The sequence below is a fragment of the Lysinibacillus sp. RC46 genome (assembly GCF_041262385.1).
In the GTDB taxonomy this organism is placed as follows: Bacteria; Bacillota; Bacilli; order Bacillales_A; family Planococcaceae; genus Lysinibacillus.
In genome coordinates this window covers 40741-58163 of the sequence record NZ_JBGCCF010000031.1, presented here as the reverse complement: position 1 = coordinate 58163, position 17423 = coordinate 40741, and the positions used below count along the sequence as shown (strand labels likewise).

General features: G+C 33.9%; 19 protein-coding genes and 1 pseudogene. 15 read left to right on the top strand and 5 right to left on the bottom strand.

Annotation, left to right across the window (positions count from 1 at the left end):
* Positions 1 to 104 precede the first annotated feature (104 nt).
* Positions 105 to 620: a DUF4871 domain-containing protein gene (locus ABH966_RS21970; protein ID WP_370082143.1), complete on the top strand. Its 516-nt coding sequence runs from the start codon at positions 105 to 107 to the stop codon at positions 618 to 620.
* A 169-nt stretch (positions 621 to 789) separates the two neighbouring features.
* Here the strand turns inward: ABH966_RS21970 and ABH966_RS21965 are convergent, their stop codons facing one another.
* A complete protein-coding gene (locus ABH966_RS21965; RefSeq protein ID WP_370082141.1) occupies positions 790 to 999 on the bottom strand; it encodes a hypothetical protein in 210 nt (69 codons plus the stop codon).
* A gap of 525 nt (positions 1000 to 1524) precedes the next feature.
* Between ABH966_RS21965 and ABH966_RS21960 the strand changes: the two genes are divergently transcribed.
* On the top strand, positions 1525 to 1746 hold the full coding sequence (locus ABH966_RS21960) for a hypothetical protein (protein ID WP_370082139.1): 222 nt from the start codon (positions 1525 to 1527) through the stop codon (positions 1744 to 1746).
* Between the two features lie 446 nt (positions 1747 to 2192).
* Here ABH966_RS21960 and ABH966_RS21955 read toward each other — a convergent pair whose 3' ends face one another.
* Positions 2193 to 2339: a YjcZ family sporulation protein gene (locus tag ABH966_RS21955; protein WP_370082137.1), complete on the bottom strand. Its 147-nt coding sequence runs from the start codon at positions 2337 to 2339 to the stop codon at positions 2193 to 2195.
* Positions 2340 to 2828: 489 nt separating this feature from the next.
* On the opposite strand from ABH966_RS21955, the gene ABH966_RS21950 reads away from it, so the two are divergent.
* The 7 genes from ABH966_RS21950 (at position 2829) to ABH966_RS21920 (ending at position 9514) form a co-directional block, all read left to right on the top strand.
* Positions 2829 to 3686, top strand: a complete 858-nt coding sequence (locus ABH966_RS21950; RefSeq protein ID WP_370082135.1) for a GRP family sugar transporter — start codon at positions 2829 to 2831, stop codon at positions 3684 to 3686.
* 15 nt (positions 3687 to 3701) lie between these two features.
* Entirely contained in the window at positions 3702 to 4487 is a 786-nt protein-coding gene (gene gdh, locus ABH966_RS21945; RefSeq protein ID WP_370082133.1) for a glucose 1-dehydrogenase, read from the top strand.
* A 785-nt stretch (positions 4488 to 5272) separates the two neighbouring features.
* Complete coding sequence (locus ABH966_RS21940; RefSeq protein ID WP_370082153.1) at positions 5273 to 5791, top strand: RNA polymerase sigma factor; 519 nt, start codon at positions 5273 to 5275, stop codon at positions 5789 to 5791.
* Positions 5784 to 7061, top strand: coding sequence for a hypothetical protein (locus ABH966_RS21935; protein WP_370082131.1), 1278 nt, complete (start codon positions 5784 to 5786; stop codon positions 7059 to 7061). The genes ABH966_RS21940 and ABH966_RS21935 overlap by 8 nt, the downstream gene beginning before the upstream one ends.
* Before the next feature lie 145 nt (positions 7062 to 7206).
* On the top strand, positions 7207 to 7374 hold the full coding sequence (locus ABH966_RS21930; protein ID WP_370082151.1) for a DUF4306 domain-containing protein: 168 nt from the start codon (positions 7207 to 7209) through the stop codon (positions 7372 to 7374).
* Positions 7375 to 7750: 376 nt separating this feature from the next.
* Complete coding sequence (locus tag ABH966_RS21925) at positions 7751 to 8734, top strand: ketoacyl-ACP synthase III (protein ID WP_370082149.1); 984 nt, start codon at positions 7751 to 7753, stop codon at positions 8732 to 8734.
* Positions 8735 to 8902: 168 nt separating this feature from the next.
* Positions 8903 to 9514 carry a class I SAM-dependent methyltransferase gene (locus ABH966_RS21920; RefSeq protein ID WP_370082129.1) on the top strand — a complete coding sequence of 204 codons (612 nt, stop codon included), beginning with the start codon at positions 8903 to 8905 and terminating at the stop codon, positions 9512 to 9514.
* 166 nt (positions 9515 to 9680) lie between these two features.
* Here ABH966_RS21920 and ABH966_RS21915 read toward each other — a convergent pair whose 3' ends face one another.
* Positions 9681 to 10031: a VOC family protein gene (locus ABH966_RS21915; RefSeq protein ID WP_370082127.1), complete on the bottom strand. Its 351-nt coding sequence runs from the start codon at positions 10029 to 10031 to the stop codon at positions 9681 to 9683.
* Between the two features lie 167 nt (positions 10032 to 10198).
* Here ABH966_RS21915 and ABH966_RS21910 point away from each other — a divergent pair, with 167 nt between their 5' ends.
* Both ABH966_RS21910 and ABH966_RS21905 read left to right on the top strand, forming a co-directional pair.
* Positions 10199 to 10522, top strand: coding sequence for a hypothetical protein (locus ABH966_RS21910; protein ID WP_370082125.1), 324 nt, complete (start codon positions 10199 to 10201; stop codon positions 10520 to 10522).
* The gene (locus ABH966_RS21905) at positions 10512 to 10661 is read left to right on the top strand and encodes a GNAT family N-acetyltransferase (RefSeq protein ID WP_370082123.1); all 150 of its coding nucleotides are present in this window, start codon (positions 10512 to 10514) and stop codon (positions 10659 to 10661) included. The genes ABH966_RS21910 and ABH966_RS21905 overlap by 11 nt, the downstream gene beginning before the upstream one ends.
* Positions 10662 to 10922: 261 nt before the next feature.
* Here ABH966_RS21905 and yjcZ read toward each other — a convergent pair whose 3' ends face one another.
* Entirely contained in the window at positions 10923 to 11048 is a 126-nt protein-coding gene (gene yjcZ, locus ABH966_RS21900) for a sporulation protein YjcZ (RefSeq protein ID WP_370082121.1), read from the bottom strand.
* A gap of 627 nt (positions 11049 to 11675) precedes the next feature.
* Here yjcZ and ABH966_RS21895 point away from each other — a divergent pair.
* Positions 11676 to 12200: a GNAT family N-acetyltransferase gene (locus ABH966_RS21895; protein ID WP_370082119.1), complete on the top strand. Its 525-nt coding sequence runs from the start codon at positions 11676 to 11678 to the stop codon at positions 12198 to 12200.
* A 162-nt stretch (positions 12201 to 12362) separates the two neighbouring features.
* Positions 12363 to 12935: pseudogene (locus ABH966_RS21890) on the top strand (DJ-1/PfpI family protein).
* Positions 12936 to 13129: 194 nt separating this feature from the next.
* On the opposite strand, the gene ABH966_RS21885 reads toward ABH966_RS21890, so the two are convergent.
* The gene (locus ABH966_RS21885; protein ID WP_370082117.1) at positions 13130 to 13234 is read right to left on the bottom strand and encodes a YjcZ family sporulation protein; all 105 of its coding nucleotides are present in this window, start codon (positions 13232 to 13234) and stop codon (positions 13130 to 13132) included.
* 212 nt (positions 13235 to 13446) lie between these two features.
* Between ABH966_RS21885 and ABH966_RS21880 the strand changes: the two genes are divergently transcribed.
* Both ABH966_RS21880 and ABH966_RS21875 read left to right on the top strand, forming a co-directional pair.
* The gene (locus ABH966_RS21880; protein WP_370082115.1) at positions 13447 to 13857 is read left to right on the top strand and encodes an NUDIX domain-containing protein; all 411 of its coding nucleotides are present in this window, start codon (positions 13447 to 13449) and stop codon (positions 13855 to 13857) included.
* Positions 13858 to 14182: 325 nt separating this feature from the next.
* Positions 14183 to 17287, top strand: coding sequence for a hybrid sensor histidine kinase/response regulator (locus tag ABH966_RS21875; protein WP_370082113.1), 3105 nt, complete (start codon positions 14183 to 14185; stop codon positions 17285 to 17287).
* Positions 17288 to 17423 lie beyond the last annotated feature (136 nt).

The window sequence follows — 17423 nt, the reverse complement described above, 5'->3', positions numbered from 1 at the left end:
GCGACTATCTCCTATAGGAAATCCAACAGATTCCCCAGTTGTCCGGATCAACTGGAAATTCTATCGGAAAGAGCTCTTACTACTAATATACGAGGGGGAGCAATATGAGGAACAAAATGATTATGTTGATTTCAGTGCTATTCTTAATGACACTTGTCGGTTGTAACAATATTGATAAGAAAGAAACTCGTGAGGTAAGTTCTACTTTTTCATTGCCCGTTACTTTTGGTGATGGGACAGAAGGTGAGTATTTATTGATTGGTGAAGAAGGGAAAGTTGGTTTTTTAGTTGGATCGGGTAAAAAAGGTGAGGCAGTAGAAGTCCCAATTATCGCTAATAAAACAAATAAGTATATGTGGCATTTTTGGGGAGACAAAGATAGTATCAGTGGTGATTTTAAAGTAGTTGGAACTGACAAAGAAGGGAAAGAACATCCCGTGTTGGTATCTGGCAATGATACAGTATGGCGATATTCCAATACTTCCATTAGCCCTAATAACGGTGCAGATTCCCATATCCCATCGAATATGGTGTTCCCTACAAGTGGATTATGGAAATTAGAAATATATTTTAATGATAAATTATTTGGGGAACTAGTTATAAACGTTGAAGAGAGTTAAACCATCTTCAACTAGGGTGCTTTAGTTTAATTTTTCGATTCATCAATACAAAAAGGCAGATTTAATCTACACGTTTTGTAGATTAAATCTGCCTTTTTGTTTTAACAGCAACAATCTTTGAGAAAACAGCCAATATTAAATAGCGTATTTAGTTAAAATATAGGATAGCCTACTTTTTCATAAGTTGGTCAGTACCATTAATTTTTTTAAAAATAGTTGTATTTTCTATACGGATTGAATCAACTTCACCGCAATCTAAGCAAAATGTATAAATCTTGTTTGCGCCCCTAAATGAATCTTTACTTGGTTTAATAGGCATATAGTCTGTAGCTTCTGTAAATTGAGTATTCCCACATTTTTTACATTTTTTATCTACCATGTATATCGCTCCTTATTAGTGGTTTTTATTAATTTATACTTCTATGTACATTTAAATTATAACATAGATTAGGTGGTAATTTAGAAGGTATGGGAAATAAATCTATAAATGGGTTCTGTTGTTGCTGAAACGAGCTAAGAGGGTTGGTACTAATCTAAACATTAACTCGTGCTAGAGGAATCACTGTGAAAGTAGTTTGAATTGCGGCTATTGGATTGTTATATAAACAACCTATTTATTGCTTGACCCTAAAAATTAAGGTGTCTATTCATGTGTCGACTAAAGCGAGCTGTAACTTTTTTCTTTTATTAACTCTACAAGTCCATTTTCAGAATACAGAAGATAACTAGATAAAAAACCAGCTCAATTTATACGTAATTAAAGTTGAATAATTAGTTGGAATGGTAATTGTTCTTTTGTTTGTAGGGTGTGAAGAGGAGGCATTTGACTAGCGTATAGGCATTTGCGTAGACTGTTCATCCTTTTATAGCATAACCTATATCGAAATCGAAAGGAGGAAAAATTATGCGATACGATTACGGGCATGATGCTTATGGAGGACAACATGGTGGGAGACATCCATATTACCCGGTAACTGCTCCAACCCATTATTATCCGACTCACCACTATCCAACCCATCATTACTACCCGATGCATTACTACCCAACACATACAACATATCCAACACATCATCGCCATCCGCACCACCACCACCATCACCAACATACGAACCCACGCTATTACTAATATACCTATAAAAAAGAAAGAGTCGGTCTTATTTTAGCTAGGTACAAATAGCGTGCACTACCTACAAAAGAGTAAAAAAGGTGACTAAATAAATTTACAATTGAGAAAGGATCATCGGAGGAAAGTGATCCTTAACTTTTAATCTTTTCCTATAAATGAGCATCAAAAAGTGGTATTGAGTAATATTTATGGATAGCATGAAGCTAGTGCCGACAATACTTATGGATAAAAACTATAGGATGTAAAGAATGAATAATTGTTGGTACTAGTTTTTTTAAAACAGGTTGGATTATGCGGCAAAGTCATATTCTAAAGGGCTGCGTATTATCTAATTACTTAAAAAAGGTCACTCTGTGGAAGTGACCTTAAATGAACTGGTGTAAGGCAAAATATTTCCACCCAGTTTATTATTTTCAAATAGCTCCAAAGAATTTTACTTATGAAGATTAATTTATGAAAGTAGCGCCGACAATAATTAAAAGAATGAACAGAACAACAATTAGAACAAATGTTGAACCGTTATTGCCACCTCCATAGCTATAACCTCCGTAGCAACAATTGTTGTAATTGCCATAGTTTCCGAAGCATCCCATAAAGAATTCCTCCTTTCTACATCTATAATATGTACTTTTATAGAAAATAGTGGAGGTATTTATCCAACAAAAAGTTCTTTTGTAATTAGAAACCCGAAAAATAATTTGAGAAATAAAAAAGGGCCACCATATAGAAGTGACCCTCAGTAACAATTCAAGGCGGTGTAAGCTAAATAATAGCTTAATTTATATTATGATGGGATAACTACTATTGTAGAGTTGATTGCCTTAGTAATGAATAAAAATTATAAATGTTAAAAAATCCAATGCAATAAATGTTTGAAAATATTGAGAACCAAGATAGCATAATTGCCGTCTTGGTTATTTTGCGTTACGAAAATGAAAGTTTTACATAACAAATTAGTGATTCAAATTAAGTGTATAAAAAGTTTCTCTTAGTGCATCATAAAAAAGTATTATGGGTGTTTTATATCGACTGAAAATTATCAGAATCAAATAAGTATTTAGAGAGGTGAAAAGTTTAAAGAAATGGACATCATCCTAGCATTATTACCAGCTCTCTTTTGGGGAAGTATTGTATTATTTAACGTTAAACTCGGTGGTGGACCCTATAGTCAAGTACTTGGGACAACATTTGGTGCACTTATTTTCTCTATAGGTGTTTATTTCTTCGTAAAGCCTGAGTTATCGCCTATAGTGATTGGAGTCGGAATTGTATCAGGTCTTTTTTGGGCATTAGGACAAGTAAACCAATTGAAAAGTATTGATTTAATAGGTGTTTCCAAAACAATGCCCATTTCGACAGGGCTACAATTAGTATCGACAACATTATTTGGAGTCATTGTGTTTCATGAATGGTCCACAAAGATGTCGGTTATATTAGGGATTCTTGCACTTATTAGTATCATTGCTGGTATCATTCTAACATCTCTTCCAAATCCAGAAGAGAAAAAAGAAGAACACGGAAGCAATTTGAAAAAAGGAATTTTAATTTTACTTATTTCAACCTTTGGATACTTAGTATATGTGGTGGTAGTACGCTTATTTAATGTAAGTGGATGGTCTGCTTTATTACCACAAGCAATTGGGATGGTAATAGGTGGAGTTTTATTAACATTCAAGCATAAACCATTTAACAAATATGCATTTCGTAATATTATCCCAGGTTTAATCTGGGCTGCCGGAAACATGTTTTTATTTATTTCTCAGCCACGTGTAGGAGTCGCAACAAGTTTTTCTCTTTCCCAAATGGGGATCGTCATCGCTACTTTAGGCGGAATTTTTATATTAGGAGAGAAAAAAACAAAAAAGCAATTCATTGCAATTATCATTGGAATTGTTTTTATCGTTGCTGCTGGAATTATGTTAGGGATTGCGAAAAGATAAAAAGGAGGGCCTTGTATGTATCCAGATTTAGAAGGAAAAGTTGTAGTGATTACAGGTGCTGCAACGGGACTAGGTAAAGCAATGGGCATTCGTTTCGCTTCAGAAAAAGCGAAGGTAGTTATTAATTACCGTTCAAATGAAGCGGATGTAAATGCTGTCGTTGAAGAGGTTAAAAAAGCCGGTGGGGAGGCCATTGCTGTACAAGGTGATGTTACAGTTGAAGAGGATGTTATAAATCTCATTAAGACCGCTGTAAAAGAGTTTGGGACTCTCGATGTCATGATAAATAATGCAGGTATAGAAAATCCAGTAGCTTCTCATGAAATGCCGTTAAGTGATTGGAATAGAGTCATCAATACAAATTTAACGGGTGCGTTTTTAGGTAGTCGAGAAGCGATTAAATACTTCGTGGAGAACGATATTAAAGGTACTGTCATCAATATGTCCAGTGTTCATGAGAAAATTCCTTGGCCTTTGTTCGTGCATTATGCCGCTAGTAAAGGGGGCATTAAATTAATGACTGAAACTTTAGCGTTAGAATATGCTCCTAAGGGAATTCGTGTTAATAACATCGGACCTGGAGCAATTAATACGCCTATAAATGCTGAAAAATTTGCAGATCCAGCAAAACGTGCAGATGTGGAAAGTATGGTTCCGATGGGGTATATCGGCAAACCAGAAGAAATTGCCGCAGTCGCGGTGTGGCTTGCTTCATCACAGGCTAGCTATGTAACAGGGATTACTCTATTTGCGGATGGTGGAATGACCTTATATCCTGAATTCCAAGCTGGTCGTGGATAAGAAAAGCTGTGTTAAAAAAGGTATCAAGAAGCTCTTATCTTAGGGTGACAACCTTCAAACGTATGTAAATAAATAGATCAAGCATATTTTATATATATAATATGTTTGGTCTATTTTTTATGATTCTGTTAACGATTGTTGTTTTATCTTGTGATAGTTAAATAACAATGTGGATATATGTGGTAAAATAAATATTAAATAAAAGCTTGGAGAGTGAATGTAATGAGGGTACTATTGGAGTTCATAAGAATGTTTTTTTACTCATAATCTTTTATTTGATTTCAGGCAAGATTATTGTTTATATCTACCAAAAATTAGGGATGAAATATTCGAATACTTATGGAATTATGATGATAATCTTTATATCGAAATAAACTGCAATCTGGTGGATGGTATAAAGAAGATGTAAAAGACAAACTCTCAAAAACATTGACAAAATGGCTGATTTCAATTGCACTATTATTATTGTTATCACCTTTTATCCTAAGTTTCTTATTCCACTAACGAGGTGCGATTGTTCAAATTAGAGCGGTCGCTTCTTGTGCTAACGGTATAAGCAGAAATGAGTTTTTACTAATCTAAATGGATTACTTATATTCCTTTTACTGTACCGTATTAGAGAATAGAGGCAGTACTTCGTAATAAGATTTTATTAAAAATTAATTGGATTAATATAAATGAAATCGTAGGGAGAATATTCTTCCTACTTTTTTTGCGAGAAAATGTAAATTATTTAAGCTAAATCATGAACTAAATTGTCTAATGTATAGAAGGGAGTGAGTTACATTATTCGTTTAATTAAAAAAGCTCAAAAAGGAAATGAAAAAGCCTTTTTAAAACTTTTTCAGATGTATGAAGCAGATATATATCGAATGGCATTTATTTATTTGAAGAATGAAGAGGAGGCTTTAGATATTGTACAAGAAACTGCTTATAAAGCGTTCGATAAAATTGAAAGCTTAAAAGAACCTGCTTACATTAAAACATGGCTTATTAAGATTGCCATTAGTAGTTCACTGAATCGTTTGAAAAAGCTAGAAAAGATTGTGCCTGTACAAAATGAATACATAGACAATATACAGTTTGAACAGGTTGACCCTACCGTTAAAGTCTTGCTAAGGCAGATATTAGAGGAATTGACAAGCGATGAAAAAGGGATTGTAATACTGAAATATTACGAGGGCTATACTTTTCAAGAAATTGCTGACACGCTCCAAATCCCATTAGGAACAGTAAAGTCAATCCTGTATCGTGCATTGAAAAAATTACGTGTTCAAGTAGAGGAGGCAGATTTTTATGGATAAGTTAAAAGAATCAGTGGAGTCGATTCCATTGCCGAAAGATTTACACATAAGAGCGAGAATGGGCGTTAGCCAAGTAAAGAAAAAAAGGAAGAAAACATGGCTCATTCCATCAGTGGCTACCGTATTTTTAGCTAGCTCTATTACGGTTGGTGCTGCAATGAATGACAATGTGAAAAATTTACTGTGGCATATTAGCCCTGATATAGCGGCATTACTTGAACCAATAGAAAGTATTGTTGAACAAGATGGAATAAAAATGGAAATTGTTTCAGCCATGCAGGATGAAGATATGGCTGTCGTGTATGTGACAATGCAGGATCTTGAAGGAAACCGTATTGATGAAACATTGGATATTTATGATTATTTCATGTCAAAAGGGCGGTCTTTTACTGTTGAAAGAATTGGTTTTGATGCTACAACGAAAACAGCCTTAGTTCGATTTATGTCATTTAATGGGAGTAGCACCGATAACTTTAAGTTGAAAATCCGTTCTTTTTTAAGTGATAAATCAGTGTTAGAGGATGTAACATTCCCACAGGATTTACAAGATGTAGAAAAACAACAAACTGAAATTTTGCCGGATGATACAATTCGTGGGAGTGGTGGAGAGTCCCGTGAAGGAGGTGTATATGTACTACCAGCAGGTAAGTTGAATATTCAAACACCACTATACGACAGAATGCGAATTAAAAATATAGGACTTCATAATGACAAACTATATGTGCAAACAGAGTGGCCAGCCAATAATGCGATTGAACACGGAGAATTTTATTTAGTGAATCCAGCTGGGCAGAAGATTCTTCCTACAGAGAATTATTCCTACGGGAGAGATGCACAAGGAAAACCAATTTATGCGTATAATTATGAGGAAAATATATTTAATGTGAAGGATATCAATGTAGCTGAGTATGAGTTGCAGGCAAAGATTTATACAGCTGGTCAATATGTAGAGGGAGATTGGGAAGCAACCTTCAAACTCGAAGAGATGAGAGGGCAGTCGGTGCCATTTGCTATGGACTTTGGTGACTGGAAAGCGAAAGAGCTGAAGGTTTCTCCACTTGGTTTAACGATTATAGGGGAAGGCGATGCGACAGAAACGGAAGAATTAACGGCTACAATTGTTAAGAAAGACGGAAGTCATAAGGAATTAAAAAGTTTAGTTTCCTTCTCTGATGAAAATCAAGTGAAACTGAAGTTACTGTCAGAGGAACCATTAAAGCTCGACCAAATTAAATCCATTATGGTTAATGGATTTAAAGTGAATTTTTAATATGAATAGGGTGGTACTGGTATCAATCAGTCCCCCTCTTTCCCTAAAGGTGCGGATTTGTAAAAGAAAGCTATTCTAATTAAAAACCGAAAAAATAGGATTTATAAGGAGGGAAAAGTTGTTTAAGTATATATAGCAACTTAAAATTGGAAGTTTTATTTTAGCTTTTTCAACATTTATATCTTGGTATGAGGGAAGTGCCATTATAGAAAATTCGTTGGAATGGAAGTATTCAACACCGTTTACCATATTATTTAACATTGAGATTACAAATGGTCCGAGCTTCTCCAATACGTATACCCGTTTCGAATAGGAAGCGTATTAAGAATCCTATTGTTATCCATTGGTACTTTTAAAACTTCTATCTCCATTTATCAATCATTTCCTGTTGATATGTTATAGAAGGTGCTTAACTCATAGCGTTAATTGGTATGTTTGCTTCAATACCCTTATATAAAATTTCTTGATGCCTTTTATTTTGGTGTTAAAGTTGAATATATTTTTTATTTTCCGTATAATTAGTACCAGTTACTAAAACAAGGTGATATAATTTATTTTGTCTAAGTTATTTCTTATGAAGAAAATTAATACATATTAAAGGAATTACAAAGTTTTGAAATACCTTAATTTTGTATTGTTAAGTAATAGTACTTGAATATGAAAAAGGAGTGAGTTGTTGAATGATTAACATTCAATCAAAAGCAAGAATAACAGCAATAGGTACCTATGTTCCCGAAAATAGACTAACAAATGATGATTTAGAAAAGATAGTAGAGACGAACGATGCTTGGATTGTACAAAGAACAGGCATGAAGGAGCGAAGAATAACAAGTGAGAATGAATTTGCGTCTACATTAGCCTTTAAAGCTATAGAGAATTTGGTTGAACAATATCAAAAGGATCTTTCAGATATAGATTTAATTCTCGTTGCAACAACTACACCTGATTATGCTTTTCCAAGTGTAGCTTGCCAAATCCAAGAACACTTTCAAATGAAAGATGTAGGTGCATTAGACCTTCACGCTGCTTGTGCTGGATTTACATATGGATTACATGTAGCGAACGGGTTAATTACATCAGGCCTCCATCGTAAAATTTTATTTATAACGACAGAAGCTTTATCTAAAGTGACGGACTATACAGATCGAACGACATGTATCTTATTTGGAGATGGAGCTGCAGCAGTTTTAATAGAAAAGGATGAAGAAATGCCAAGCTTTATCGCTAGTCATATCGGTACAAATGGAGATGGAGGTAAGCATTTATACTTAACAAATTTATCAACTACTATGCACGGTTCGCCCTTGAATACGTCAGGAAAAATAGTGCAGAATGGACGAGAGGTATATAAATGGGCATCGCGTACACTTCCTATAGGTATAGAGAAATTACTACAGCAAGCACAAATGCAACTACATGAAATAGATTGGTTTGTGCCTCATAGTGCGAATTTAAGAATGATAGAATCCATTTGTGAAAAATCAGGTATTAGCCTAGAGAAAACATTAACTAGTGTTGAATATATGGGAAATACATCATCCGTTTCTATTCCGTTGGCCTTACAGTTAGGCATAAACGAAGGGAAATTAAATAATGGGGATACTTTATTAATCTATGGGTTTGGTGGAGGCCTTACACACGCGGGACTTATCATTAGGTGGTGTGTAGATTAAATTAATGTTTTTGACAACAATATAAACAAATGACCGGTACTCAATATTTTATTGATAATGAGTATTCGGTTTTTTAAATATTAATAGGTAATTTTATACAAAAGGAAAATGGTGTGATGTATTATTGAGTAAGAGGGGGATTTAATATTTAAGTGGGAGTGAAGAGGTTTGAATAATTCTTGGAATAAATTTATATATAAGATTGGTTCTCCAATTTACGACAAGTTCTTTAATTCAGGAATTTTTTTGAATGCTCGAAAACAAATATTTCAATCCATACCATTCAATAATCAACAAAAGATCCTGTTTGTCGGTGTAGGAACAGGAGCTGATTTAGAGTTAATACATCACGCTAACCTAAATATAACGGCTATTGATTTTTCACCTGATATGCTAGGAAAAGCAAGAGCAAAGCTTGGAAATTCCACAATTAAATTCTTGGAAATGGATGCTCAAAATATGGAATTTGAAAATGAATCGTTTGACTATGTCGTAGCGAGTTTAATCCTTTCGGTAGTACCCGATGCAACTAAATGTTTTCAAGAGATGACAAGGGTTTTAAAGCAAGAAGGGAAAATAATCGTTTTTGATAAATTTGTCCCTAAAAACCAAAAACTGTCCTTACCTAAAATGTTGCTAAGACCCATTGTAAGCATATTAGGAACAGATATTGGTCGGAGCTTTGAAGAATTATCACCTGAAAATATAGTAGTAGAAGAAAATACACCTATAATGCTAAATGGAATGTATAGGAAAATAATAATTGGAAAGATAAATTGATTATTTTTTATAAGAATTAAGGTGGAATAAGTTTAAGCATATCCACACGAAAAGTCCGGATTCGGCTTTGTGCTGCCTTATCGATTCCGAGACTTCCTACAAATTAATATTTCAAAAACCTATTTATTATATCCCTACGCAATTATGCCGAGGTATAATTGATAATTTAACGTTTGCAAACCATTAAATGATTCCCATCAGGATCTTTGAAATTAAACCACTGGTGATGCTCAATTTCTGTTGTTAATTCGACATTTTTACTCTTCATATACTCATATGCTTGATCGATATTGGTAGTATTAAAATGAAAAGGCGGGGTTTTGAATATATTTTCCGCTGAATAAATCTTGCTATCTAATACAATTCCCGTGCCATTCATAGGTACTATATATAAATGACCAAATAATATCTCACCATCTGCTAGTAACCCTAATATGTCACAATACCAATTACCTGATTTTTCAATATTACTCACAGGAATAAAAATTGTTCCGACTTGATTTAATATAGGATTCATAATTCTACCTCCAAATAGTAATATTCTTTTGAACACTTTATTCATAAATAATAAGGTACTTGAAAGGAGATGCAAAACTAGGATAACACCACAATCTTTGGTTTGTCTATAAAAGGGAGAAATCCCCTAATTTTTATAAAGTATATTGAAATGAGGAGGTTTAAATGATGACAATTGAGGTTTATATTGCAACGGAGGAAGATTATTTCGCAGTGAATGAGATTGTAAAAGAAGGGCATGAAGAGCACGTAATGAAGGAACCAACGATTTTTAAAAGTGTTGAGTCTGTAATGCCCGTATCCTATTATAAAGAATTAATTGTCAACGAAGAGAGTGATATTCTAATTGCGAAGGAAGATGAATTTGTATTGGGTTTCGCAGTCATAAGTGTTGAATCTTCTCCACCTTTCGAGTCTCTTGTTCAAAGGAATCCACGATTTTGGTGTAAAAGCAAACATACAAAGAAAAGGGATAGGAAAAATGTTATTTAATGCTTGTATGACTTGGGCTAAAGACAAGAAAGTTGATTCAGTCGAGTTAAATGTTTGGGAATTTAATACGAAAGCGATTGATTTTTATGAACATTTTGAAATGAAAAGCGTTAGTAGAAAAATGAAATTAAATATTTGACTTCTTTCCGATTCCGGAAGCAAATATGCCGAGGCATAATTAAGTGGGATATCTTGAAATAAAAGAGACGGATTGTTAAATAAAATGGATGTAAAGGAATTAAGGGGTTGAAATATTTTGACCATCGACTTCCAGGTTTAAGAGTAAATAATAGTATATGGAAACATAAAAAAGGACTTCCGTTATGGTAATATTCATACACGCAAGTCCTAGAATGAAGGCAAAAATAGCCTCTATTAACTTTTGGAATATTAGGCAATACTACACACCGCTCCATACTAAAGTTCTTAATAAATAGAACAAGCCAAGACCGGCAATAATCAAAAGAACGAATAAAACAATAGCAAAGGCAAAATTCGTGCCTGTTCCATAACCTGAATAACTCAAAACAATTTCCTCCTTTCTGAGTAGATAGAAAGAAAAGGTAGTATGATTGATAAAAAAAGCTATGGCATTGCGCCATAACCTTTAACTTCTTTCAACGGGTGTCCGAACATCCGCTGAATTAAGAGGTGCCTTCAGGGGCGTACTAGCATACTATGATAAAACAGAGAATACGGTGCTATCTAGTTGAAACAATGTGATAGCAAATTAATATTTCAACCAAAAACACATGATACTTCCTTTTTATCTTTATATTATGTTGTACAGAGTTAAGAATTCAGGGCCAATTACCTTATGAAGAGGGTTTTATCCTGATTTATCGATAAATTTATTCAGCACTGTAAGTTGATGATGACAATTTGAGAAAAGACCATTGCAATTCAAATATACCGTCTAAACAAAGGACCCGAGCTCACTTTATGGATGAGTACCAGGTCTTTTTCTATATCTAAAAATAATAAAGATCTATAAAATTAATGATTTCTTAAGAATTGCAAAATCTAAGAAATTTTATTTTAAAGAAAGAATAGTGAAGCTTCAGCGACCGAATATTTAAAAAATAGTAATGCAACGCTAACTCTTTTAAGATAGAATTTAACATATGAATTATTTGGAAATGGAGTGAAGAAGATGTTTCCTATTTTAGATACTGAACGATTAGTGTTGAGAGAACTTACTGAACATGACGCTCAAGATGTTTTAAATTGCTTTTCAAATGCTGATGTTTTACGCCATTATGGGCAGAATCCATTAACAAGTTTAGAGCAGGTTAAACAAATAATTAAAAATTTTTCAAAGAATTATGATGAAAAACGTGGTATTAAATGGGGAATTGCATTAAAAGGACAAGAAGGTATTATCGGTACGATTGGTTTTCAAGAGTGGTCCACTGAGCATAAAAGAGCTGACATCAGCTATGCACTTTTTCCTGAGAGCTGGGGAAAAGGGTATGCAAAGGAAGCTGTTAATAGAGTAGTAACATTTGGCTTTCAAGAGATGGATTTAATGCGTATTGGAGCGATTGTTTTTACTGAAAATGAAGCTTCAAACAAGCTATTAACAAAGTTAGGCTTTGAAAAAGAAGGGATATTAAAAAATTATATGCACCAAAATGGTGTTCCGTATGATACTAATATTTTTTCTTTAATTAAGTAAAAAACATCATAAAAGGCCAAGACCAAGATTGTTTAATTACTGTCTTGGTTTTTATCGTTAAAACGATGAAATAAAAGAGATTCTCATTGTTAAATACCCATATTATTCCTCCGTATTGTTATAATAGAAATGCTAAGAGATTAAAACAATGGGGGTAAGGAAATGAAAATTGCAATTGTTTGTTTCGATAATTTCACAGATATAGATGTTTTTTTACCATGGGATTTATTAAATCGTGTACGGTTAGTTGGTAGTATTTCAGATTGGGATGTCCAACTATTGGGGACAGAAGAAACACATGAATCGATGTCGGGCTTACGAATACCGATGACAGGTAACCTAGCTGATATCCCATCTGCTGACGCTGTAATATTTGCAAGCGGAAAGGGTGTTCAAGATTTATATAAAAATCAAGAATATCTTAATAAAATTCATATAGATCCAGAAAGACAATTAATAGGCTCTATGTGTTCAGGTGCGTTACTACTAGGAGCAAAACATTTATTAACTGGTAAAAAAGCTACAACATATCCATCTGTAGTAGAGCAGCTTAAAGAATTTGATGTAAATGTAATTTAACAAAGTTTCGTCAACGAAGGAAATATTTCGACTGCTGCAGGGTGTTATGCTGCGCAAGATTTAGTAGCTTGGATCATAAGGACCCTAGTTAATGAAAAAATGGTTGATACTGTACTAGAAACTGTTCAGCCAGTTGGTAAGGGGTTATATTTCTAAACCAAGTGAATTGAGTGTTTTACCCGTTTCAATAAACAAAATCAACATGGTTTTGTTGTTAGTCGTACAAATTTATAAAAGGAAAAATAAAAAGGCTCACCGGAGGAAAGTGACCCTTAGTAATAGAAGGTATAGGGGTAAGTTAGTATTTCTCAAGTGAAATATGAGCAATAGAGAAGTTGGTAGTGGGATTTTTAGTATTTAATGAAAGTAGCACCGACAATAATTAAAAGAATAAATAGTACTACATTTAGGGCAAAAGCTGACCCTGTGCCGTAACCATTACCTGAATAGCTCATATTATTTTCCTTCTTTCTTTCTACAATCTATAATAATTAACGTTGTAAAAAGGAGAGAAGGTAATCATCTAAGTTTAATAAATAAATTTGCAATTAAGATAAAAAGACATTTGTAAAAAAAAGTGACCCAAAATTAGGGAGAAATAATATAAAATAACTATTCGCTAATAGCTTTTGATAGAGGTTAATTTTAATAGAGGAGGAAAAGAGTAATGGAAAAAGGAAAATTACCAAAGGTTGGCGTGGGGGCAGTTATCCAAAATAAAGCTAATGAAATTTTACTTGTTTTACGTAAAAAAGCACCTGAAGCAGGTTGTTGGAGTTTACCTGGTGGCAAGGTTGACTATATGGAAACAATAGAAAACGCGATTATACGAGAAATTAAAGAAGAGCTTGGAGTGGACATCGACATAACAGGACTAGTATGTGTGACCAACCATATTATTCAAACAGAAAATATTCATTATGTTGCACCTACTTTCGCTGCTCGTATTACGAATGGGGAAGTACGAAATAGAGAGCCGCATGCTTTAGAGAAAGTACATTGGTTCTCAATAGACGAAATACCTGAAAACATTACAATGACAACAGAATATGCTCTGAAACAGTTAAAGCTATTGTAATTTGAAATATGGATAAACAATTTTATTTGATTTGGATGGCACTCTGCATGACAGTGAAAGCTGTTACATTCAAGCATGTTGTGCAGCCTAGAATCATTTAATTGCTTTCAGCGGGTGCCCAAATACCCGATATCAAAAAGACCTTCTTTCTGTTATATAAAAGGTCAATATTAATACATTGTAAAATTTGGATTTTAGTTTAAAAAATAGATTTAAAAGTAATGGTAACTCTGATAGGATAATATATCGTAGGAGGTGAGGTTTTGCCTAAGGGAGCTTGTGTTATAACAGAAAATCACAAACTACCTTTTGACAATTATTTTTAATGAAAAAGAGAAAAATTGCTCTCATCATTAGCTTGTTTATTATCTTGCTAACAGGCTCACGAATTTTATGGCTGCAAGTATTTAATAATACAGATCAACCACATGCTGTAAAAGGTCAAATGGATTTAAGAAATTGGAATTTTAATGACAGTCATGCTGTTACACTTGATGGAGAGTGGGAATTTTATCCTTATAATTGGTTGGTTAGTGAAGAACAGCATTTAGCATCCAAGAAGGATCATGCTAAATACATACAGGTTCCTAAAGGGTGGAGTTCATCTTTACAAGAGGGAGAGATGACACCTTATGGTTACGGTACTTATCGCTTAAAATTACTCGTTAATCCAGAAGACAATATAACTTACAGTATTCGAGTTCCAAGTATTCGAAGTTCCTCAGAAATATATGTAAATGGTAGGCGGTTGGCAAAATCAGGCCAAATAGGGGAAAGTGCAGAAAAAACCGTTGCCAAGAATGTTCCGTATACTGCTTCTTTTGAAGCGAACGGTCACAAAGAAATCGACATTATTGTTCAGGCTTCAAACTTTAAGGACCCTCGCAACGGTGGAATTGTTCGCTCCATTAAATTTGGGAAAGAAGATATAGTAGCTCGTGAAACTCAATTGTCGATAAATATGCAACAACTAGTAGCTGTTGTTTTTTTACTACATGCTATCTATTCCATTATTTTATTTTTTGTTGGAAACATGGAAGAAAGAAGATTACTTTACTTTTCACTGTTATCGATTAGTAGTATGGTTTATTTCCTATTAGGAAGCGATGACAAATTATTATCTTATTGGTTTCCGATTAGTTACGACGGGGCCTTTAAATTAGTTCATCTTTCTATGGTCGGCATAGGCTTTTCAATGCTTCAATGCATTAAACATTGGTTACCTCAACATGTGAGAAAATATATTCATTTGTTTAGTATTTTCTGTGGTATAGCATCATTGTTGACAATCGTGCTGTCTACTCGCTATGTAGTAATCAATCAAGGCATTTACATTATGATTTTAGGAATCCCGATCGTTATTACGATCCTAACAGTAATGCGAGAATCTATTAAAGAGATTAAAAGTAATATTTTTTTACTTCTTGCCATTTTAGCATTTGGTAATAATCTTATTTGGGATGGACTTCTTCTTATTTTTGGAATCAAAGTAATTATGTATCCATTTGATATTATTATAACAGTAGCTTGTTTGGCGATTTTATGGTTTAAAGGATATGCTAAAGTCCATTCGGATACAAAAGAACTTGCTATTAAGCTCCAAAAAACAAATAAGTTAAAGGATGAATTTCTTGCCAATACGTCTCATGAATTACGAAATCCTCTTCATGGGATCCTTAACATTTCTAAAGCTGTTTTGGAAAGAGAAGATCGTGTGCTCAGTGACAAAAGTGTCAAGGATTTAGAAACGGTGCTATCTGTCGGATGGCGTATGTCACTAATGTTAAATGATTTACTAGATGTTATGAGCTTAAAAGAAAATAATCCCAAACTAAACCTTAAAACATTTTCGATTCACCCAATTGTATCGGGTGTGTTAGATATGCTCTATGTTATGAAGGAAGGAAAGCAGATTCAGTTAATTAATCAAATCCCTGAAAATTTTCCGAAAGTAGTTGCCGATGAAAATAGGGTTATTCAAATTGTTTTCAATTTACTTCATAATGCAGTGAAATACACGAATGAAGGCGAAGTGACAATATCAGGTCATGTGAAAAATGACATGGCGGAAATTGTTATTTTAGATACTGGTATTGGTATTGATGAGGACACCATTCAACGTATATTTGAACCTTATGAGCAGGGTACCCTTAGTAAGGCAATGATTGAAGGCGGATTTGGGTTAGGGCTTAGTATTAGTAAACGATTAGTTGAACTGCATGGGGGAACATTACAAGCAAATTCAATTGTAGGGAAAGGGTCTGAATTTACTTTCACCTTACCAATATCAAACTTCCCTGATGAGCAAAATGCTACAGAAAATGATGCTCTACTATCAAGTGCGATGGAAGAATCTACAGTAGAGACTTCTACAAATCCAAATCCATTCGATGATCAAACTAAAAACCATTCAATCATTGAAGCAAATCGACCTAGAGTTTTGGTCGTCGATGATGATCCAGTGAACTTAAGAGTTATCGAAACAATACTTTCAATAGAAAAATACGACTTAGTAACGGTTACAAGTGGTAGCAAAGCTCTTGAAATATTAATGTCACAAGAGTGGGATTTGGTCATTTCAGACGTGATGATGCCAAATATGTCTGGCTACGAATTAGTACGTGCAATTCGTCAGCAATTTTCAATAACAGAGCTTCCGGTGTTACTTCTTACGGCAAGAAGTCAGACTCAAGACATTAATAATGGATTTTTATCTGGTGCTAATGATTACGTCACGAAGCCTGTGGACGCTTTAGAGCTAAGATCAAGAGTAAAAGCACTAACCGATGTTAAACAATCCGCACAAGAAAGGCTTCGAATGGAGGCAGCTTGGCTTCAGGCACAAATACAGCCGCATTTTCTTTTCAATACATTAAATGCCATTATCACATTAAGTGAAATTGATATTGAACGTACTAGTAAGTTACTTGAAGCACTTAGTGATTTTTTAAGGGAATCATTTAAGTTCCAAAATATTGATGAGCTTGTTCCAATTGAGGATGAGTTAAATCTTGTTCGATCCTATTTATATATTCATAAGGAACGTTTTGGAGAGCGGATCAATGCAACATGGGATTTGGAAGTTTCTACAGACGTCATGATCCCATCACTGACCATCCAACCATTAATTGAAAATGCTTTAAAACATGGTATTTTGCCTCGTGAAAATGGCGGGAATATTCATATTCGCATTGTAGATTACGACACATACATTGAGATTACTGTGTCGGATGATGGTAATGGAATGGATGAGGCTACAATGGAACGTTTACTTGAAAGAAAATCGAAAACTTCTACTGGAATTGGATTGCTAAATACAGATCTTCGCTTAAAACAACATTACGGTGAAGGACTTCGCATCACAAGTAAACTAAATCAAGGGACATCAATATCATTTGTTGTTAAAAAGAAAAAAATCAAAGCAATTTAAGCGTGAATTGATGGTGAAATAAGAACATTCATATTGAGCTGCACCTCCATTTAATAATGGGGAGCAGTTTTTTAATTAAAGAAATAAAGTTTGCTTAAAATCCTGTTTTTGCAGGATTTTTTTCTTTAACTATCGA